16 protein-coding genes are annotated in these 21,932 nt (G+C 43.9%); 9 read left to right on the forward strand and 7 right to left on the reverse strand.

The window, feature by feature from the left end:
• Positions 1-84: 84 nt before the first annotated feature.
• Positions 85-1,938, forward strand: a complete 1,854-nt coding sequence (locus ACQEXU_RS10630; RefSeq protein ID WP_427010780.1) for an ABC transporter ATP-binding protein — start codon at positions 85-87, stop codon at positions 1,936-1,938.
• A 121-nt stretch (positions 1,939-2,059) separates the two neighbouring features.
• Entirely contained in the window at positions 2,060-2,764 is a 705-nt protein-coding gene (locus tag ACQEXU_RS10635; RefSeq protein WP_427010781.1) for a DUF445 domain-containing protein, read from the forward strand.
• A gap of 49 nt (positions 2,765-2,813) precedes the next feature.
• On the opposite strand, the gene ACQEXU_RS10640 is transcribed toward ACQEXU_RS10635, so the two are convergent.
• The 6 genes from ACQEXU_RS10640 to ACQEXU_RS10665 all read right to left on the reverse strand — a co-directional run bounded on the left by ACQEXU_RS10640 (position 2,814) and on the right by ACQEXU_RS10665 (position 10,211).
• Entirely contained in the window at positions 2,814-3,290 is a 477-nt protein-coding gene (locus ACQEXU_RS10640; protein ID WP_427010782.1) for an Lrp/AsnC family transcriptional regulator, read from the reverse strand.
• Between the two features lie 115 nt (positions 3,291-3,405).
• Positions 3,406-3,633, reverse strand: coding sequence for a hypothetical protein (locus tag ACQEXU_RS10645; RefSeq protein WP_367990366.1), 228 nt, complete (start codon positions 3,631-3,633; stop codon positions 3,406-3,408).
• A gap of 173 nt (positions 3,634-3,806) precedes the next feature.
• On the reverse strand, positions 3,807-5,294 hold the full coding sequence (putP, locus tag ACQEXU_RS10650) for a sodium/proline symporter PutP (RefSeq protein ID WP_427010783.1): 1,488 nt from the start codon (positions 5,292-5,294) through the stop codon (positions 3,807-3,809).
• A 71-nt stretch (positions 5,295-5,365) separates the two neighbouring features.
• Complete coding sequence (locus tag ACQEXU_RS10655; protein WP_427010784.1) at positions 5,366-6,064, reverse strand: 1-pyrroline-5-carboxylate dehydrogenase; 699 nt, start codon at positions 6,062-6,064, stop codon at positions 5,366-5,368.
• Between the two features lie 21 nt (positions 6,065-6,085).
• Positions 6,086-9,205 carry a bifunctional proline dehydrogenase/L-glutamate gamma-semialdehyde dehydrogenase PutA gene (gene putA, locus ACQEXU_RS10660; RefSeq protein WP_427010785.1) on the reverse strand — a complete coding sequence of 1,040 codons (3,120 nt, stop codon included), beginning with the start codon at positions 9,203-9,205 and terminating at the stop codon, positions 6,086-6,088.
• A 187-nt stretch (positions 9,206-9,392) separates the two neighbouring features.
• The gene (locus tag ACQEXU_RS10665) at positions 9,393-10,211 is read right to left on the reverse strand and encodes a helix-turn-helix domain-containing protein (protein WP_427010786.1); all 819 of its coding nucleotides are present in this window, start codon (positions 10,209-10,211) and stop codon (positions 9,393-9,395) included.
• A gap of 450 nt (positions 10,212-10,661) precedes the next feature.
• Between ACQEXU_RS10665 and ACQEXU_RS10670 the strand changes: the two genes are divergently transcribed.
• The 3 genes from ACQEXU_RS10670 (at position 10,662) to ACQEXU_RS10680 (ending at position 14,761) form a co-directional block, all read left to right on the forward strand.
• Positions 10,662-11,768 carry a PEGA domain-containing protein gene (locus ACQEXU_RS10670; RefSeq protein ID WP_427010787.1) on the forward strand — a complete coding sequence of 369 codons (1,107 nt, stop codon included), beginning with the start codon at positions 10,662-10,664 and terminating at the stop codon, positions 11,766-11,768.
• Between the two features lie 145 nt (positions 11,769-11,913).
• Complete coding sequence (locus ACQEXU_RS10675) at positions 11,914-13,737, forward strand: SUMF1/EgtB/PvdO family nonheme iron enzyme (RefSeq protein ID WP_427010788.1); 1,824 nt, start codon at positions 11,914-11,916, stop codon at positions 13,735-13,737.
• A gap of 310 nt (positions 13,738-14,047) precedes the next feature.
• Entirely contained in the window at positions 14,048-14,761 is a 714-nt protein-coding gene (locus ACQEXU_RS10680; protein ID WP_427010789.1) for a helix-turn-helix transcriptional regulator, read from the forward strand.
• A gap of 28 nt (positions 14,762-14,789) precedes the next feature.
• Here the strand turns inward: ACQEXU_RS10680 and pdxH are convergent, their stop codons facing one another.
• Entirely contained in the window at positions 14,790-15,425 is a 636-nt protein-coding gene (gene pdxH, locus ACQEXU_RS10685; protein WP_367990374.1) for a pyridoxamine 5'-phosphate oxidase, read from the reverse strand.
• A gap of 321 nt (positions 15,426-15,746) precedes the next feature.
• Here pdxH and ACQEXU_RS10690 point away from each other — a divergent pair, with 321 nt between their 5' ends.
• The 4 genes from ACQEXU_RS10690 to ACQEXU_RS10705 are packed head-to-tail and all read left to right on the forward strand — an operon-like array spanning position 15,747 to position 21,902.
• Positions 15,747-17,138 carry an HlyD family type I secretion periplasmic adaptor subunit gene (locus ACQEXU_RS10690; RefSeq protein WP_427010790.1) on the forward strand — a complete coding sequence of 464 codons (1,392 nt, stop codon included), beginning with the start codon at positions 15,747-15,749 and terminating at the stop codon, positions 17,136-17,138.
• 54 nt (positions 17,139-17,192) lie between these two features.
• Entirely contained in the window at positions 17,193-17,855 is a 663-nt protein-coding gene (locus tag ACQEXU_RS10695; protein WP_427010791.1) for a transglutaminase-like cysteine peptidase, read from the forward strand.
• 5 nt (positions 17,856-17,860) lie between these two features.
• Positions 17,861-19,771, forward strand: a complete 1,911-nt coding sequence (locus ACQEXU_RS10700; RefSeq protein ID WP_427010792.1) for a bifunctional diguanylate cyclase/phosphodiesterase — start codon at positions 17,861-17,863, stop codon at positions 19,769-19,771.
• Positions 19,772-19,784: 13 nt separating this feature from the next.
• Positions 19,785-21,902, forward strand: a complete 2,118-nt coding sequence (locus ACQEXU_RS10705; RefSeq protein ID WP_367990378.1) for a type I secretion system permease/ATPase — start codon at positions 19,785-19,787, stop codon at positions 21,900-21,902.
• Positions 21,903-21,932: the final 30 nt, after the last annotated feature.

Consider the following 21,932-nt stretch of genomic DNA (forward strand, 5'->3'; position numbering starts at 1 on the left):
ACGTCAACGGTATACCATATCTTCACCCTTCTCCAAATGGACAAGTGCATACCAATCAATCACTTAAAACGCTTAGGAATTAGCATGTTTAAACGATTCGAGGGTTTCACCAAACCTTTTCCCGATCAAGAACCCACACAGCCACCATCAGGGATCTTTGCCTTCTGCCGACACTATACAAGAGGCTTTGAAGGGCCGCTTATTCTGATGTCTTTGTTAGCCACCATTGTCGCTATTGTAGAAGTCTCTCTTTTTGGTGCGATGGGCAACTTGGTTGACTGGTTATCACAAAGTAACCCTGAGACATTCTGGCAAGACAATCGTAGTGAACTCATTTTCTACAGCCTTCTATTATTGGTTGTCATGCCTGTTCTTGTGATTGGATACTCGCTACTTGTTCATCAAACGCTGTTGGGGAACTACCCGATGTCTGTACGTTGGTTGGCTCACCGTTACTTACTCAAACAAAGCGTGAACTTCTATCAAGATGACTTCGCTGGCCGAGTCGCCACGAAAGTGATGCAAACCTCTCTTGCTGTTCGTGAAACTGTCATGAAGACCATGGATGTCTTTGTCTATGTGTCAGTTTATTTCACTTCAATGGTGTTTTTACTTGCACAAGCAGACTGGCGATTAATGATCCCAATGTTGTTGTGGCTCTGCGCTTACGTAGGCATTCAAGTTTATTTTGTCCCTAAGCTGAAAAAAGTCGCGACACAACAAGCGGATGCTCGTTCAACCATGACTGGACGTATCGTGGATAGTTATACCAACATCACGACCGTTAAGCTGTTCTCACACAGCAAACGTGAAACCGAATACGCTGAAGAAGGCATGCAGGGTTTCCTCAAAACTGTCTACCGTCAAATGAGGCTAGTAACTGGTTTCGATGTTGCGGTAGAGATCACCAATTACATTTTGGTGTTTTCGGTTGGTGCGCTGTCTATTTATCTATGGATGGATGGTTCCATCACCATCGGTGCCATTGCGGTTGCCATTAGCTTAGCACTGCGCCTTAACGGGATGTCGATGTGGATCATGTGGGAAGTTGGTGCGCTATTTGAGAACATGGGTACTGTTGTCGACGGCATGAAAACACTATCAAAACCGATTGATATTGAAGATAAAAAAGATGCGAAACCACTTCAAGTCACGCAAGGCGGCATTGAATTTGATAATGTGAGTTTCCATTATGGCGACAAAAAGAAAGGCGTGATTAGCAACCTTAATCTGTGCATTCAACCCGGAGAGAAAGTCGGCTTGGTAGGACGCTCAGGCGCAGGCAAATCAACCTTGGTTAATCTATTGCTTCGCTTCCATGATATTGAAGAAGGGTGCATTAAGATCGATGGTCAAACCATTTCAAACGTTCGTCAAGATTCACTACGTGCTCAAATCGGTATGGTGACACAAGACACATCTTTGTTGCACCGCTCTATCCGAGACAACATTTTGTATGGCAATCCTGATGCAACAGAGGAAGAACTGCTTCGAGCAACCAAGCAAGCACATGCACACGAGTTTATCGAAACACTCAACGACCCATTTGGCAATGTGGGTTATGACGCTCAAGTCGGCGAACGCGGTGTTAAACTGTCGGGAGGACAGCGCCAGCGTATTGCTATCTCCCGAGTACTATTAAAAGACGCCCCATTACTGGTCTTGGATGAAGCAACTTCAGCCCTCGATTCCGAAGTTGAGGCGGCGATTCAAGAAAGCCTCAATGAGTTAATGGAAGGAAAAACAGTTATTGCAATTGCCCACCGCCTGTCGACGATCGCTGCAATGGACCGTCTAATCGTTCTTGATAACGGCCAAATCGCAGAGCAAGGTACTCATCAAGAGTTAATCAATAATAAAGGCATATACGCTCAACTCTGGGCACACCAGACTGGAGGTTTTATTGGCGATGAGGCCATAGAAAAACACAGTGCTTAAGCTAGTTACCTAAACGACCAAACAGAGGCAGCTCATATGATCTGCCTTTATTTTACCCCTTGTCCCTTGCAACGCGACTCAATATACTCTTGCCAATTTTTCCATCAACTGACTGACAACAATGAATAAAAGTTTACTAACTAATGTTATTGCGCTAGCACTATTAGCCGGTGGTTACACCACTGGTCACGAGATTGCCTTTTACGCAGGCTTATTTGCCTTTTCCGGTGCTATCACCAACTGGCTTGCCATTCACATGCTCTTTGAGAAAGTACCCGGCTTGTATGGCTCGGGGGTTATCCCAGCTCGCTTTGAAGACTTTAAGTTAGCCATCAAGACCTTAATGATGGAGCAGTTCTTTACTCGTGAAAACATCGATAAATTCTTGAATAAAGAAATGGCTGGTACACCGACGTTGAACCTCGAACCCGTCATCGAGAACATCGATTTCAACCCAACATTTGATTCATTAGTAGAAGTCATTGCGAATTCCTCGTTTGGCGGCATGCTAGCCATGTTTGGTGGAACAGAAGCTTTGTTGCCTCTCAAAGAACCTTTTGTCGAAAAAATGCAGCAATCTGTCGTTGAGATCAGCCGTAGCGACTCTGTGAAGAATGCGCTAAAAGATCAATTAGAAGCACCTGCGATGATGGATGAGATCAAACAAAACATTGAAAACATCATCGATCAACGTCTCAATGAACTGACTCCGCAACTTGTCAAAGAAATGGTTCAGAAAATGATCAAAGAGCACCTTGGTTGGCTTGTCGTATGGGGCGGCGTTTTTGGCGGTCTTATCGGCGTCATTAGCACCTTGCTTTTATAACCAAGAAAGGGAAGCAGAGGCTTCCCTTTTTAACTTTTGGCATGCATAACTACAGTGAAGAAATTAAATCCGGATTGAGCCCAAAGCTGGTCTTATGTTCCTCAATCACAACTTCACTCCGAGTTTGGATCACTCCAGGCAGAGTTCCTAGTTTAGTCGACATAAAACTCTGATATGCCTTCATGTCCTTTACTCGCACTTTGATCATGGTATCGAAATCACCAGAGAGCGAATAGCATTCCTCAATCTCTGGCATATCTGCAACAGCCGCTGCAAATTTTTCAAAAATAGAAAAGCTGGTTTGATCTAATCGGATATGAATGAAGACCTGTACATCTAAGCCTAACTTCTCTGCATTCAGCTCCGCATGATAACCCTTGATATAACCTTCTTTTTCAAGTCTTTTCACTCGGTCTGAACACGGAGACGTTGTCAGATTCACCATCCTTGCAAGCTCGACAACCGGTAACCTTCCTTTAAGATGCAGGATGCGAAGGATTTCTCTATCAATTCTGTCTAAATCCATATAGTGGCTCTTCTTATTATAGATGCTCATTGCATCATAATAGAAATGAATCCACAGAGATAGCTGTCCCTCACCTCAACCTATTGGTCTAAGGTCAGTGAAGAGAGATAGGCGTTTAAGCGGCTTTGATATTGGAAAAGTTTACGCCAGCAGACAGTGTTTGGTGATTACAACTGCGGCAAAAATACGTGCGTTCCATTTTCACATAGTGATCACCCTGAATAAGTGTGGAGAAAAAACACTGAATATTTTTGAAAACAGATGAGTGTTCATCCTGACAACGCTTCATCACCACTTTATGTGCTGTCTGTTTTTGGCAGCATTGGCAGTAAGCTTTTGGCATGATGTTCTCCCTGAGTAATACGGTGTGATTCAGTGTGTGGACACAGAGTCAGCGCCCAAGTTCCCCTTCCTTGCGAACAAACACCAAAAACGTGAGATTAACCTCAAAAATAAACTGGCAAAACAAAAACGGCCCTACTAAGGCCGTTTTGTTAGATAAGTGATGAACCAATGTTATTCGAGCTCTTCAAGCTGTTTTTCGAATTTTGCATACTGTGCTTTCACCGTGTCATCTGGCTCCCCTGTCAGCAAACTGACAGCCACGATAGAAATCGTTGAGAATATGATACCCGGTACGATTTCATAGACATCAAACCAACCACCTGACAACTGTTTCCAAACCACGATAGTAACCCCACCAATGACAATACCGGCCAGCGCACCATTACGATTCATACGTGACCAGTAAAGGCTTAGTACCAGAGCAGGACCAAATGCGGCACCAAAGCCTGCCCAAGCATAAGAAACGAGACCTAATACAGAACTGTCTGGTGTCATTGCTAATACTAAAGCAACAATGGAAATACCAATCACAGCCACACGGCCAACCATAACGATCTCTTCAGAACTTGCATCTTTCTTAAACACTTGTTTATAGAAATCTTCCGCTAGTGCAGATGAAGACACTAAAAGTTGTGAATCGGCAGTACTCATTACCGCAGCAAGAATAGCAGCCAGTAAAATACCAGCAATAACAGGGTGGAATAACGAATTCACCAACAGCATGAAGATTTTTTCGCCATCATCCACTGTAACACCTGAATTAGTGACATAAATCAGGCCGACAATACCTACTAGCATGGCTCCTGCCATCGAAAGTGCCGTCCAAATCACCGCGATACGACGTGCTGTTGTTAGATCTCGATTTGAGCGAGACGCTTTGAAACGTGCCAAAATATGTGGTTGACCAAAATACCCTAGACCCCATGCAACCAATGAAATAATAGCAATGGCAGATAAAGGCTCACCTTTTGAATCGTTCCACAAGGTGAGTAATTCAGGATTTATCGCTTCCATTTGCTGGCTGAGATCGCTAAAGCCACCTTCCATTGCAGCAATAGGGACAATCATCAAAGCGGCTGCCATCAACAATCCTTGAACTAAATCTGTCCATGACACAGCAAGGAAACCACCAAATAAAGTGTAAGACACCACACATAGAGTGCCGATGATCACCGCCGTTGTGTAATCAAGACCAAATACTGTTTCAAACAATTTTCCGCCAGCTACCAAGCCTGAGCTGGTGTAGAAAAGGAAGAATAGAAGAATGAAGAAGGCAGAAATTACTTGAATCAGTTTCGAATGGTCGTTAAAGCGACGCGATAAAAACTCCGGCAACGTCAACGCATCGGTAGTTATGCTATACGTGCGAAGACGTTTTGCATTAACAAGCCAGTTCAGCCACGTACCAATGAGCAAGCCACCCGCTAGCCAAAATGCCTCAATACCAGCAGCATATGCGTATCCTGGCAAGCCAAGTAACAACCAACCACTCATGTCGGACGCCCCCGCAGACAATGCAGCAGGCCATGGCCCTAAGGAACGACCGCCCAAGAAATAATCGGTCGAGTTTTTCGTTCGTTGATATGCAATCACACCTATTGCCAGCATCAAAATTAGATACGCAACAAAGGTGGTCGTAATAGCAAAGCTATTTTCCATTAGTATGTCCTCTTAAATTAGATCGCCTCGCATAGATGCCCCTGCGTCTTTAGGGGCACCGGCGTATAGCGTTAATGAGCTTCGCTTCCTAGCTCTAACAAGGTCGCGTTCCCGCCCACAGCGGTTATATTTATTGTTCTTGTTCTTTCGGTAATAAACCGAAGAGAAAGGTATGGATCGTGAGCGACAGGCAATGCAGCCAGATCCGTTTCAGACACCAAACTCACAATCGCACCTGTACGCTTTGCAAGTTGGCAGTTGATGCTGCGTTCAAGTGTGGAATGGCCAACATACGCAACGTTACGTACATCAGATTCCATCAATTGATGGCATGCATCAAAAGGGGCGAATTGAATAAGATTCGCCGGTAAAGAAGAGTGTGAATAAGCCGTTTCCAAAGCCTGAGTAAGCTCAGAATCATCACTGCACAAAATCACACTGTTTCCTGAAATGAGTGCCGCACTAAACATCGCCACCACAGACTGTTTTGCATTGAGACTACTTTCATCTTGAATGATTAACGCCACACCACGACCAGCAGTATATAACTCGTTGGTTTCTCCCGTAGGGCCAACCAAAGCGTGAGGCTGCGCCAGTAGTGTCGATGCTTGTTGGAGGTGATATGAAACTACTTCACCAAGATTCGGAACACTTTGTTCAAGTGCTCCTTTAAAAGAGAGTAAACACTCACTTTTAGAATCGAAATCGGTTAAATTCCAGTTTTCCCACGCAGAATACGCATCGGAAAAACGTGTTACTTGATGCACCATAGTGTTCTCCTTAATTGCGCATTATTGGTAATTTACTTGAGTAAAACGGAACAAATAGTGAGGGCCACCAGCTTTAGGGCCAGTGCCCGATAGCCCTTGTCCACCAAAGGGCTGAACCCCAACAACTGCACCCACTTGATCTCGATTGATGTAGCAATTCCCGACTCTTGCATGCTTTTCAATCCAACGGTAGGTCGTTTCATTGCGGCTATGGATTCCCATAGTTAACCCAAACCCAGTTTGATTAATCTCTTCGACAACTTGAGTCAGTTGGTTCGCTTTGTAGCGAATAATATGCAGTATTGGCCCAAATTGTTCTTCCGCTAGGCAGTCAATACCGTTAATTTCAAATGCTGACGGTGCAATGAAATCACCATGTTCACACACCTCATCAAGTTCAAGTTGAGCAACTTTTCGCTGACTATTCGTCATGTGTTCAATATGACCTTGCAGTTTCGCTTTGGCCGTCGCATCAATCACGGGACCAACATCGGTGCTATGCAGATAAGGAATACCCACTTTGAGCTCTTGCATAGCACCTTGAATAAGAGCAACGATGCGGTCGGCAATATCTTCTTGCACATACAACACTCTCAATGCAGAACAACGTTGTCCTGCCGAAGCAAATGCTGAACGAATCACATCCCGTACGACCTGTTCAGGCAGTGCCGTACTGTCAACAATCATGGCATTCTGTCCACCTGTTTCTGCAATAAAAGGTACAGGTTGAGCATCGCGCTCGGCTAACGTTTGGTTAATTCGTTGAGCGGTGATTGTGGAGCCAGTAAACGCAACCCCAGCGATAGCAGGATGAGAGGTCAACGCCGTACCGATATCCGCTCCTCGTCCGGGAAGCAATTGAATGGTTCCGTCGGGAAAACCCGCCTCTTTCATTAATTCCACTGCACGAGCGGCGATAAGAGTGGTTTGTTCTGCAGGTTTTGCAACTACGGTATTCCCAGCAACTAAAGCAGCGACCACTTGGCCAAGGAAAATAGCCAATGGGAAATTCCATGGGCTGATGCAAACAAACACGCCTCGACCTTCTCGCGATACGGTTCGAACGCTGCCGTCAAAACCCGTCACTTCTAGTGAGCCTAACGCTTCCACTTGTTTTGCGTAATAACGGCAAAAATCGACCGCTTCGCGCACTTCATCGATGCTATCGTGGATCGTTTTCCCTGCTTCTTGATGGCAAAGCGCCACGAGTTCGGCAAGGTTTTCTTCCAACAAATCAGCTAACCTTTCCAACGCTGATGCTCTCGTAGCTTTATCACTTCGCTGCCATGAATAAAAAGCGTTGTGCGCTCCTGTGATTGCTTCGGAAACATGATCAAGGTTGGAATGAGCAACAAACCCTACCTCAATACGACGATCATAAGGCGCTTTAACGACATCAAGCCGTTCACTTTCCTTGATCATGCTTTCGCTAAGAATCATTCCATTAATGACGGGACCAGCACTCCACTGCTTAGATAAAAACCTATGGACTTGAGCCTCAAATCCTTGTGCTTCGCTTTCGACATCAATATTGACTCCGAGAGAGTTTTTACGCTCTGAAAACACGTTTGGAGGCAAAGGAATGTTGGCATTGTGTAATGTTCCGAAAGCGCACAGCATGTCAACGGGGTGATGAGTAAGTGAACTCACAGGGCAGCGAGCATCGACAAGACGATGTACAAATGAACTGTTGGCACCATTTTCTAATAAGCGTCGCACCAAATATGGCAACAGATCTTTATGGCTCCCTACAGGCGCGTAGATGCGAACTGATTGTTGATACTTCTCCATCGCATGGAAGTACAAGGAATCTCCCATGCCGTGCAAACGCTGAAATTCAAAGTCTTTATGCGTTGCCATGACCGCAATAGCCGTCACAGTATGCGCATTATGGCTCGCAAACTGTGGGAAAATATTGCCTCGAACATGCTCACTCAACAGGAATCGAGCACAGGCTAAATAGGCAACGTCTGTTGCTTCTTTACGAGTATAAACAGGGTAGTTGGCGTACCCTGCTTGCTGGGACCATTTGATCTCACTATCCCAATAAGCGCCCTTAACTAAACGAAGTGGTATTAAATCACCTTGTTGTTTTGCCAAGGCATTGAGCCAAACTAAAACAGGTAAAGCACGTTTTGAGTATGTCTGAACAACGATGCCAAACTTACCCCACCCTTTAACTAACTCACTGCGATACACTTTTTCAAACAGCTTTAATGATAGCTCTAAGCGATCGGCTTCTTCCGCATCAATCGTAATGGCTACATCCAGCTCTACCGCGCGGCTCAGAAGCTGTATCAGCGTGTCATATAACTCTGTTAAAACACGCTCTTCGTTGGCAACTTCATAGCGTGGATGCAAAGCAGAAAGTTTGATAGAAACAGACGCAGCAGGGCTGGTATCTAACCCATAGCGATCGCGACCTACCGCTTCAATCGCCATTAAATAGTCTTTGAAATACTTGTTTGCATCCGTTGAAGTTAACGCAGCTTCGCCAAGCATATCGTATGAATACGTGAATCCTTTATCACGCATTGGGCGGCCATTTTTCTGCGCTTCAGCAATACTTCGCCCTAAAACAAACTGATGCCCCATGATCTTCATGGCTTGGTGCATCGCTTTACGAATCAGAGGCTCTGAAAGCTTATTGACTAAGCGATTTACAGCTTGAGCAGGACTCTGCTTTTCCCCATCAGACAAACCAACCACTTTACCTGTGAGTAGTAGCCCCCAGGTAGACGCGTTAACAAAAACAGAATCTGAACTCTTAAGGTGAGATTTCCAATCCGCAACACTGAGCTTGTCTTTAATCAGCGCATCAGCTGTTGCCGCATCTGGAATACGCATCAAAGCTTCAGCCAAACACATCAATAGAATACCTTCCTGAGTATCCAAGCTGTACTCCAATAACAAGGCATCAATCATTTGAATCGAGTTTTTATCCGCTCGAATCGCTTCTATTAACTGAGTGGTTTTTAGGCTGATTTGCTCTTTTTCACGCTCTGAAGGCGTAGCCAAAGGTAAAAGTTGTTTTAGCCATTGAGTTTCGTCCACCATATACAGTGGCGAGATCAGCGACCACAGCTTATCCAGCGGTTGCTGGGCAAACTCGGCGTTCAGTACATCTGTCGCAGTAAACATCCGTCTTCCTCAATCTCATACCTGAGCAAAAATTACTCAGATTTTCTACAATGGCATGCAGTGTATTTTGAGCGGGTGCGGAATACTTGTCAAAAACTCCGAGTCTTTTGCTAAAAACTACGCTTTTTAACAAAATAAATACAGAGTCACACCAAATTAATCAAAATAATATCTGGCAAATGTTTTCTTATTTAACATTAATTTGTTTCTTGTACTGAGATGGTGACAAACCTTGAAGGCGAGTAAAAGTATGGGTAAATGTGCTTTGACCAGAAAAACCCGTTAACTCAGCAACCTGCCCTAATGATAAACTTCCTTGCTCGATAAAACGCTTGGCCATATCGATACGTTTGCCCAATACATATTGATGTGGAGTGATTCCCATTTGTTCTTTAAATAGCATATGGAATTGGCTTTCCCCTAGGAATACACTACCTGCTAATTGTGCAACCGAGATTTTCTGCCCTAGATGACGTTCGATATATCGATCAATGGCATCTAGGTCAAAACGTGAGTCTTTTCGATGAGTTTCAAAGGAAGAGATATGCCGCTGCAGCAAAGCGATAACAGTATCATTGCAGGCGCGGCTGAGAAGCAAGTCATCAGGGCTCGATTGCATTTCATTGACCAGCATATGAATCAACTTCTGAATCTGACCATCTAATTGGAAGTAAGTCTCCGAATGACTCAGCTCATTAAGCTTTTTCAGCATTAAAGGGTCATCATCACTCGGTAAAGGCATATTCAACACTAAAATATCGGATTGCCCTACCACACCGCCGAATGCATGCCCAGCACCAGACTGCACCACACAACCTTGGCCCGGCCCCACTAAGTTGCCCATCCCACTTACTTCAAATTCAGCTTGTCCCTTTAACCCAATCACGACCTGAGTGTAACTGTGATCATGACAATCCATATGTGAAGGTAATGTGACCAGTTCTGCGGGCTTGGGCGACAAAAGTTTGTCAGTCGAAACCGTGGTTAGGAGCTGCTTAGCTGTCATTTGGAACACTCGGCAATGAAAAACACTTCTCATTTCGAATGGTATAACAAAAGTGAACTAACTCGAAATTTTCGCTATCTGTCATTCACTATATGCATAGCAACACACTAAGAATGCTATTTTGTAAGTTAATAATGTTGAAATTTTGTATCTTTTCTATTTCGGAACAATGATCAAGTGCACATAAATTACGGCGAATGTCTGTTCAGCTGATTTTCTCAAACATAGATCGAGAAACTTCACTTGCATATTTCGTGAATCAGCTCAAAATGAATAACAGTACTTTATTATGACTTACAATGATTTAGAATTTATTCTAAATTATTATTAAGTAGTAGGTTAATAAAGGACGAAAAAATCCGTTGTTCTACACTTTAGAGCAACAACGTCAAAAGTTTGTCTATTTACTTTTACCATTGGTGAGTTAAACGTTAATTGTTGCAGGGACTTATGATAAAACGTCGCATCCCAGCGCTCTTGCTTGCGCTAACCCCTTTTTGGGTTTCGACATCGATTTCAGCGGAAGAAGCTGCACAGACAGATCCTGTCGCCGCAATCGATAACAAATTGAGCAATAAACAGTCAGAAATCGATACTATGGCCACTGAGTTCGACTCAGAAGCCGATAAGTTGCAACTGCTTAAAAATGAGCAGGCTAAACTTAAGCGTGAACAACAGGATTTAGATGCCAAGCGGAACCGAGCAAAGTCTGCGCTGGACAAACAGTATAGCCGCCTTTTAGATGATCCAGAGACTGACCTTGTTAGCTTCCAGAAAAAATACCAAGACGCTTGGACAGCAGTAAAAAACAACCAAAATGCCATGTTGGAAAACCAACAGGCAATTGCTGAAAACGAAATGCGCTTATCGCAGGTAAAACAAAAACAAGCCCGTCTAAATACCGAATTTTCCTACCTACGAGAGCAAAAAGTAGAGGCGCGCGTTAAACGTCTTGATGCTGAGCTTCGTGAGAGCGAAGTTTTAGAAACCAGCTACAAAACAACCTGCTCTGCCACAATGACCTTGGGTGAATGTGCAAGCCAAGGTAAATACCTTACCAAACAAAAAGCCGTCAAAACCTTTAAAGCCAAGCTGATGGATAGCTTAACTGAATCCACAATGGCAAAACAGAATGCTAAAGATGTCCAACTGAATATTCACGTTCAGGAAAGCCAACTTATTCGCAGTGGTTTTGAAGGTAACAACAGCTACTTCACTCAAATGCAAGCACAACTTCAAGCTAAACCGGAAGCAGTGGCCGCATGTAAGTTGCTCAACGTATCTTCACGTTACTGTTTGAAAGGCGAACGCCAAACCACACAAACGAAGAAGCAAGAAAAAAGCTGGGTGAATGTGATCGTACGTTCAGACCAATATAACGATGCAGTAATTATTAATGGTATCGAATACGGAAGTACACCTGTCGAAGTTGTTCTTCCAAAAGGAAATCATCAAGTCACCGTTTCGAAAGATGGTTACCAAACTTACAACCGAGTCATCAGCGTACACAGCAACGATACGGTATGGGTAAAACTAAGACCAAACACCAATAGCTAACGTACTCATTTTCGGTTTCAAATCACAAAGATGTACTAAAAACGCCATGTTGACTCTAAGTTACAGCAAAGTAACTTCAGGCAAGATGGCGTTTGCGTTTAGAATGAATTCATTAGCCAATTTATTAATAAGTAGAAGAAAGACAATGCGACAAGGTTTATCCGCTATTTTGCTAGCTATTTCTCCTTGCTTGGTTGCGACGCCAACTTTGGCTGAAGAGTTACCAACCTCGGTTATCGCAATAGATGACCAGCTATTTACTAAACATTCAGAATTATCGAATGCCAAAGCTGAGCTTGATAAACAACAAGAGCTGGTAGACGACCAACAACGTCAATTGAAGACACTGGCCAAGCAGGCGAAATCCTTTGATACTGAAATGACAAAAGCCAAAGCTGATCTCGAGCGTGATTATCAGCGAATGATTGATGAGCCAAGTATCGATATTGTTGCATCTCAACAGGCTTATCAAGATGCTTGGGCTAAAGTAAAACAAAATCAAAAATACCGCCTCGAAGCAGAACAAGAACTTGAAGAGCTCAGTGCTAACTTATTCTCTAAGCAGACTACCGTTGAACACATCAAGAAAAGCATCAATGAGCTTGATATTGCCAAGCTGCGTGCACGCGCAGAGCGCATGAAAGAGGAGTTGCAGCAGAGTCAAACTCTTAATGTCAGCTTCACAAATCGCTGCCAATCTTCAATGACCCTCGCTCAATGCGATAGCCAGACCAAAGAATTAGCGCTTCAAAAAGCGGTAAAGCAGTTCCAGAATGCATTGATAGACTCTACAACCGAGTCGAGCCTTGCCAAACAACATATCGACCAAGTGTCATTAAACACGCACGTATTACGACACTCCGTAGTTGAACAAGGATTCTATGATGGTGAGCGTTACCGGAATATTTTGGATGTCCAATTAGAAGCACGCCCTTCAGAAAGTGCAGCTTGTAAGCTTCTAGGTATTAAAAACACATACTGTTTTGCGCCTGGTTATGAAGCAGCTCAACAAAGCAGTGAACAAGAAGTTGCATGGGTCAGCTTATCGCTTCGTTCAAACCAGTATGGTGATAAAGTCATAGTAGATGGTGTAAGTTATGGCAGTACTCCAGTCGAGGTGTTGTTGCCCGTTGGCTTACATAACATTGTCATTAAGAAAGACGGCTACCACTCCTACCAAAAAGAGCTTCGCATTACATCCAATTACTCACTGCGCGCAAACCTAGTGGAAAAGAAAAATATTCTTTCGGCTGGTGATAAGTTTGCCGACAGTATGCGTGGCGGGCGTAAAGCACCAGAAGTGATTGCGTTACTACCTGGCGAATATTTAGTTGGAGAGCATGCGTCAAATCAGATTTTCCTTGATCATGCTTTCGGCATTGGCGCGACACCTGTCACTGTGAATCAATTTGAATCCTTTGTAAATCAAACCAACTATCAATCAGATGCTGAGCTAAAAAATACGTGTACAACCATTAAAGATGGTGAAATTACACCAATTTCAGGGAGTTACTGGCGCAACCCTGGCTTTAAGCAATATGAAAACTCTCCTGTTGTCTGTGTCAGCCGCAATGACGCTAAGGCTTATATCAATTGGCTAACCAAGCAAACTGGATTTAAATATCGCCTACCAACTGAAGATGAATGGGAAATCGCCGCACGTTCTGGCAGCCATAATCAATATTGGTGGGGAGATAAATTCGAAGCAGGACGAGCGAATACCGGTTGGAGTGGTACTCCATGGTCAAACAAGAGCACATCTCCAGTGAGCGCATTCAAACCAAACAAACTTGGGATTTATGACGCTATTGGTAACGTATGGCAATGGACAAGCGATAGTCGAGGCATCGCAAAAGGCGGAGCATGGAATTCAGCTCCAGAGATGGCGGCAGCACACCAACAACTGTTCCTTTCGCCGTCATCCACTTCTAACTACGTTGGTTTCCGTATCGTTCGAGAAATTAACTAGTGGCCACATCCAGCTAATACAAAGGGGGGGATTCCCCCCTTTTTTGTTGCCAAATGAAAGCTTACATTAACAACGAACTCCCCATGCGAAGCAAAGGAGTTTTGTATCTGATGATACATCTATCCTCAGCAAGACCCTCGCTGAGTGCATAGAACCTCTTCTACACGTCAACAAGAGAGAATCTTGTATTTGCCAGCCAAAACAGTGGCTGGCATTTTTTTATCCAGAACAATTAACTAATAAATTAGTTAATTACAAAAACTTTCGGATCGATTATCATCGTTAAGATAGTCTTTAGGATGCATATAAATTGGACAAGCAATTAGTATCGCTATTCAAGCAACTTCCCGGATATTGGGGATGCAAGGACCTTGATTCTGTATTTTTGTACGCCAACGATGCCTATGCTTCATTAGTGGGGCTAGCTTCATCTAGAGAATGCTCTGGTCGTACAGATTTTGACATGCCCAGTGCAACAACTCGTTTTGCCCATAGCTTCCAAGAACAAGATCGCTATGTCATTCAGACCCAAAAATCATTGAAAGTTCTAGACATACATCCATATCCTGATGGTTGTTGGCATGCCCACATTTTTACTAAAACACCATGGTTTGATGAAAATGGCACCGTTCAAGGCACCATTTTCTATGGGCAAGACTTAACCGATACAGCAGTACTAGAAGTAGGACACTGGGTTTGCCGAGCAACAGGTATGATTGCCCCGCCAAATCTGCACCACCTCCCTAGTAGTCATGAAGATGGCTTATGCAACCTAACCATTAGAGAGTCAGAAATACTGTTTTTATTGCTTTATGGTAAAAAACCTAAGTTCATCGCCAATGCAATGAACATTTCGATTAAAACATTTGAAAGCTACGTCGTCAGGTTAAGGCATAAGTTTGGAGCACATAGTAAAGCCCATCTTATCGATTTGGCTTTAGACAAGGGGTTTGGTTCACGTATCCCCCAAACGCTATTAAAAACACAACTTTCTGTGGTTCTAAATTGTGACTACGCCGCATAAGCGGCGCAGTCATTTAGGTAGGCAATGATTAAGGGGCTAAACGGTCGATGTCCCAACGTTCATCGGTTTTGGAAAATAAGAAGCGATCATGCAAGCGGTGCTCACCACCTTGCCAAAACTCTATGCTTTCAGGTCGGATACGATATCCCCCCCAAAAACTTGGTACTGGAATTTCACCTTTTTCAAACTTCTTTTTAAGCTCTAAGAATTTACCTTCCAATACACCTCGAGCAGAAATCCGGCTGCTTTGCTTACTCGCGATTGCCGCAAGCTGGCTTTCTTTTGGGCGAGAGGCAAAATACTTCATATTCTCTAAGGCCGTGAGTTTTTCAGCCGTCCCAGTAATGTGGACTTGACGTTCAATCGGGTGCCATGGGAAATGAAGGCTGACTTTACTGTTTCCTTCAATTTGATCTGCCTTTCGACTACCTAAATTGGTATAGAAAACAAAGCCCCCATCATCAACATGCTTTAGTAGAACAATACGTTGAAATGGCTGACCAGTGCGGTCGACCGTTGCGACTGTCATCGCCGTTGGATCGGTAAGATGGGCATCTATCGCTTGCTGCAGCCAAACATTAAACTGCTCAATTGGGTTCGCACACAAGTCTTTGCGTCTTAAGCCACCTTTCCTGTACTCACGACGAATGTCTTCAAGTTCCATCTTTACTCCTCAACATTTTTTGCTGATTGTGCGCCTATAAATTGAAGAAAACAACCATCAAACCAGATTTGTACCTGTACCATCCCTGTTCATCACATAGGAAGCACCTTTCGATAGTGAGCCAGTCAATATTTAGCATGATAATGCAGGGAAATAATCCCGATTTTAGAACAAAAGGTGTATCTTGAGCTTACATCGGTATATATCTAAGCTTTAAGTACCATAAGATAGCGCATGATGTTTTGTTCTCAACACCTTAACATTTGGGTCAATGGGTAATAAAATCAGTTAAATAACACTTTTTAGTGACAAGGAATCACAATGAGCAAAAGCGATTATAATAAGCTCTCCCCCACTGAACTTGACTACATTGATGATAAAACAGCCGCGCTACTTCTCAATACGCCTAGCAACGCAAGAGTCATGCTTTGGGTGATTGTTTTATTTTTTGCTATTGCTATTGCTTGGGCATCTTGGGCACAAATCGATAAAGTGACAGTCGGCCAAGGTAAGGTCGTCCCTTCTTCCCAAGTTCAGGTCATTCAAAACCTTGAAGGTGGTCTTGTAAAAGAAATTCTCATTCGTGAAGGCCAGCAGGTAAAAAAAGGGCAGCAGCTACTATTACTTGATGATACCCGATTCCGCTCAGATTTTCGTGAGCGAGAGCAACAGGTCGCCAACTTAACAGCAAGTGTTACTCAACTGTCTGCATCCATGACCAGCGTAACGGTTAACGAACAATTTAACGAACAAAACTGGCAAAAGAACGTCGTCCTTGATTACAGCAAACTCGTTTTCCCAGAGGAGTTTGCTAAGCAACGTCCCGGATTAGTTGCTCGTCAAAAAGCAGAATACCGACAAGATCTCAATAATCTACGAAATCAAATATCCCTTATCGATCAACAGGTCAAACAAAAGCAACAGGATTTAATTGAAATTCAGGCTCGAGTACGAAATCTCCGAGAAAGCTATAACTTCGCCAAGAAAGAGTTAGACATCACCAAACCGCTGGCTGATGAAGGGGTTGTACCTCGTATTGAGTTGTTGAAACTACAACGACAAGTCAACGATACTCGACGTGAGTTGACATCCAGTAAACTCAAGGTACCCGTCTTACAGTCTGCGATCAAAGAGGCGATGTTAAGCCGAATTGATGCGGCCCAAAAATTTCGCTCAGAGCAACAAGAGAAACTGAATCAGGCGCAAGATAAGCTTTCTGCGATGACCGAGTCGACTGTCGGCCTTGAAGACCGTGTAAATCGCACCATAGTAGTTTCTCCCGTCAATGGCACGGTCAAAACGCTTAACTTCAATACCGTCGGAGGGGTAATTCAACCGGGTATGGACATCATCGAAATTGTCCCTAGTGAAGATACGTTGCTGGTTGAAGCCAAAATAGCGCCGCAAGATATTGCCTTTTTAAGACCAGACTTACCTGCCATTGTTAAGTTTAGTGCTTATGATTTTACTAAATACGGTGGATTACAAGGCACGCTCGAGCACATCAGTGCTGATACTACGCAAGATGAAGAAGGCAACAGTTTTTACCTAGTCAGGGTTCGCACTAAAGAAACATCACTCAACCATGATGAGTCTCTGCCAATTATCCCCGGGATGACAGCCTCGGTGGATATCATCACAGGTAAGCGAACAGTAATGGAATACTTAATGAAACCGATTTTAAGTGCTCGAACTAACGCATTAAAGGAATAGTTTATGCTCAAACCAAACGTTACTTACACACTAAGCTGCCAGTAAAGGCATTGAATGAAATATTGGCTCGCCGCTCTCATTCTTATCACGGCATCAACCACGTCTATGGCGCTAAATACCCGAGAACAACAGTGGGTAAATGCGGTGCGTGCGACCTATGGCGACCGAGCTGGTCGCCGAGTAGAAACATGGCGACGAGAAATGAGTCAATATAAAAATTTGGGAGAAAGAGATAAGTTAACCAAGGTTAACAATTTCTTTAATCAGCTTAATTTCGTCAATGATATTCGTTTATGGGGTAAGAATGACTACTGGGCAACACCTCTAGAATTTCTTGGAAGTAACGCTGGTGACTGTGAAGATTTCACAATTGCGAAGTACTTCTCCCTGCTTGAACTGGGTGTCTCAGATAAGAAACTACGCCTTGTGTATGTTAAAGCTATTGAGCTAAATCAATTCCATATGGTTCTCGCGTACTACTCCAAGCCGAGTGCAGAACCCATTATTTTAGACAATATTAATCCAGTGATTAAGCCCGCTTCTACGAGACGGGATCTACTACCGATCTACAGTTTTAACGGTAAAAACCTCTGGCTGATGAAGTCGAAGAAAGGCCAACTGGCTGGTAAATCTTCACGTCTCAGCTTGTGGAATGATCTGCGGGCACGTGAGCGTTCACTGAAATTGAATAAACCGATAGTCAATTACGATGAGTAGGCAATATGACTTTATATAAACAGCTTGTCGCGGGAATGATAGCGGTGTTTTTGATGCTGATGGCATCTGTATTTATCATCGAATTCAACACCACGCGAAATAACCTAGAGCAGCAACAACGCTCAGAAGTAAACAATACCATCAATACCGTTGGATTAGCCCTTGCACCCTATTTAGAAGATAAGGATCAAGTCGCAGTTGAATCGGTGATTAACGCCTTATTTGATGGCAGCAGTTACTCCGTCGTACGACTTATTTTTCTCGATACAGGTGATGAGATCATTCGCTCATACCCAATTAAACCTAATGATGTCCCTCAATGGTTTACTAAATTAAACTTGTTTCAAAAAATCCATGATAAGCGCGTAGTAACAAGCGGTTGGATGCAGCTCGCGGAAGTCGAGATCGTCAGCCACCCTGGGGATGCCTACACCCAGCTTTGGAACGCTTTTGAACGCCTTGTTATCGCATTTTGCCTAATTTTTCTTATTGGATTAGGTGCTATCTCTTTTATTCTCAAGCGCGCATTACGTCCACTACAACTCATCGTTGAAAAAATGGAGCAAGTGGCTCGAAATCAATTTGGCGATCCTCTGCCTCGTCCTGCAACCAAAGATCTTATCTATGTTGTCGATGGTATTAACAGCATGTCAGCGCAAGTGGAACTGGCATTTAAAGCGCAAGCCAAAGAAGCACAACAGCTGCGAGAGCGCGCATACATCGACCCAGTATCTCAACTTGGCAACCGAGCTTACTACATGAGTCAGCTCAACTCTTGGCTCGGCGAAGGTGGCCACGGCGGTGTTGCCATTTTAGAAGCGCGCTTTATCAAAGAATTGTACGATGACAAAGGCTATGAAGCGGGTGATGGAATGATCCGCCAATTGGCCGATCATTTGAAAGTCTCTCTGACATCTCCAAATGTCACCATCGCGCGAATCTCAACTGAAGAGTTTGGCTTCATCTTGCCAAATATGGAGGACTCTGAGCTCAAGTTAGTGGCTGAAAGCATTGTCACTTACGTCCAAGATATCAGTGCCGACCCAACAGGCATGGCTTCAGCTGATATATCACTAGGGGTAGTCCACAACGAGTCAGGGCGAACATCAACAGAAGTACTCACCATGCTTGATAACGCGTTGGCGACATCTAAAGCTAATCCAGACCTTCTTTATGGCTATGTCTCGAGTGAGACACCTCAGAACCTAATGGGTAAACAACAATGGAAGAACCTTGTCGAGGAAGCCATTAACAATGAATGGTTCAGCTTCCGCTTTCAAGCTGCTAACAATAGCTGGGGGCAAACATATCACCGAGAAGTGTTCTCAACCATAGAAAAAGATGGTGAACGCTACAGTGCCAACCAGTATCTTTTTGCCCTTGAACAATTAAACTCAAGTCATATTTTCGACGAATATGTCATTACAGCGATTGTGAATAAACTAGAGCAAGGTGCATATGAAGAGCCAGTTGCCGTCAACATCGCTCAAAGCAGTATTGCCCAGCCTAGCTTTATTCGTTGGGTGACACAGTTACTCAACAAGCACAAATCTGTTGCTGACAAACTTCACTTTGAGATCCCGGAAAGTTGCTTTATCAATTCACCTCACCACACAGCACTGTTCTGTAATGCTGTTCGTAATGCTGGGGCTGACTTCGGTGTCGACAATTATGGTCGACATTTCCATTCTCTAGATTACATCAACGAGTTCCGCCCGGCGTATGTCAAGTTGGATTACCTCTACACTCACCATTTAGATGATGAGAAACAAAAATTCACACTGACGTCAATTTCTCGAACTGCGCATAACTTAGGCATTAAAACCATCGCATCAAGAGTGGAAACTCAAACTCAGCTCGACTTCCTGTCCGAGCACTTCATCGAAGTCTTCCAAGGCTTCATAGTGGATAAATAAAAGGTTGTAATGAATGCAAGATCCGCTGCTTAATTCGTTAATTTATGTTAGCCGTTATTACGGATTAGCGAATTCACCAGAAGCTCTGATAAACGGTTTGCCACTCACTGATGGCAAACTGACACCATTTTTATTTCCTCGCTCAGCTGAGCGAGCGGGCTTAGTTGCAAAAGAGAATCGCTCTGGACTCAACGACATTTCTGAGCTCGTACTCCCTGTCGTTTTGTTACTAAAAAGTGGAGATGCGTGTGTACTAAACAGCTTCAATAAAGATCGAAGTGAGGCTGAAATAGTTACTGGTTCATCGGGCTTAGTTCCCATCTCGATTTCTTATGAGGAACTTGAAGAGCTTTATCTGGGTCGATACTTTCTGGTCAAAAAACAGTTTCGTTATGACGAACGTTCACCAGAAGTCTTGAAGACTCGTGAGGGTCATTGGTTTTGGAGCACAATCTGGCAATCGAAGAAGATTTATCGCGATGTCCTGATTGCTTCCATACTGATCAATTTATTTGCGATAGCCGCCCCCATGTTTACCCGCTTAGTGTATGACAAAGTGGTGCCAAACTTAGCATTCGAAACCCTCTGGGTGCTTGCGAGTGGTATTTTTGTGATTTTCCTTTTTGACCTTTCACTAAAGCTGCTACGAAGTTATTTCATTGACGTGGCGGGGAAGAAATCTGACATTCTCATTTCATCCAAGTTATTCAGTAAAGTTTTAGGTATACGGATGGAGTCCCGCCCTCCATCTGTCGGTGCTTTTGCACGACACCTCCAAGAATTTGAGTCAATTCGTGAGTTCTTTACTTCAGCAACCATAGGTTCCTTGATTGACCTGCCTTTCGCACTGCTCTTTTTGCTATTGATCTGGTTAATGGCAGGCAATTTGGTCCTCGTTCCAATTGTCGGTGTGATTATACTCATCGTCTATTCAATTCTTATTCAAGGGCCACTTCGTCACGCCATTGAGGAAGGCTCAAGACTCGCTTCCCAAAAGTATGCAAACCTAATTGAAAGCCTTGCTGGCCTTGAAACCGTCAAGCTTTTTGGTGCACAAAGCCAGTTCCAATATCGCTGGGAAGAAGCTGTGGCTCACATGGCCAATTGGAATATTAAGAGTCGTCGCATTACAGATGGGATCCAAAATACTGCGGGCTTTGTTCAGCAAGCTTCAAACGTTGGCATGATCATATTAGGTGTGTATTTAATCGCAGAAGGTGAGCTAACGATGGGGGGACTTATTGCTGCCACCATGTTAAGTGGGCGAGCTATTGGACCTATGGTTCAACTGTCTCTACTTTCTACACGCTACAATCAAGCAAAATCATCCATGACCATCATTGAACAAGTCATGACGATGCCAGACGAACAAGAAGAAGGTAAACGTTATATCCATCGACCTATTGTCCACGGCAAAATTGAACTGGATAAAGTAACGTTCCATTACCCAGACTCACCGATCGCCTCTATTCGAGATGTTTCTTTGACCATCAACCCTGGTGAAAAAGTGGCCATTATTGGCCGGATTGGGTCAGGTAAAACAACGCTTGAACGCCTTATCATGGGCTTATACCAACCAACGGAAGGTCACGTAAGGATAGATGACACCGATATTCAGCAGCTGCACCACATTGATATTCGTCGTAACATTGGCTGTGTGCCTCAAGACAGCCAACTATTCTATGGAACTATCCGTGACAACATCACTCTAGGTCGCCCTTTAGCAGACGACCGTGACGTAATGGACGCAGCAAACCGCGCAGGTGTTACTGTTTTTACTCAGCAAGACCCAGCAGGGCTAGAGCGCCAAGTAGGTGAAGGCGGAATGTTATTATCCGGCGGTCAGCGTCAAGCAGTTTCAATCGCTCGCGCTATTCTAGGTCGCCCACCTGTCCTATTGTTAGATGAACCAACCAGCGCAATGGATAATCGTTCAGAAATGCATATCAAGCAACAGCTTGCGCAAATGAAACCTTCTGAGACACTCATTCTCATCACACACAAAACATCGATGTTAGACGTCGTTGACAGGCTGATCGTGATGGAGAAAGGCTGCATTATTGCTGATGGTCCAAAGGCTCAGGTACTCAATGACCTGAAGCATGGCAAAGTTCGAGCCGTCAATCACTAACCCATTACTCAAATAATAAAACCAGCTTCG

This window comes from Vibrio sp. TRT 21S02 (assembly GCF_050113675.1).
Lineage (GTDB): Bacteria > Pseudomonadota > Gammaproteobacteria > Enterobacterales > Vibrionaceae > Vibrio.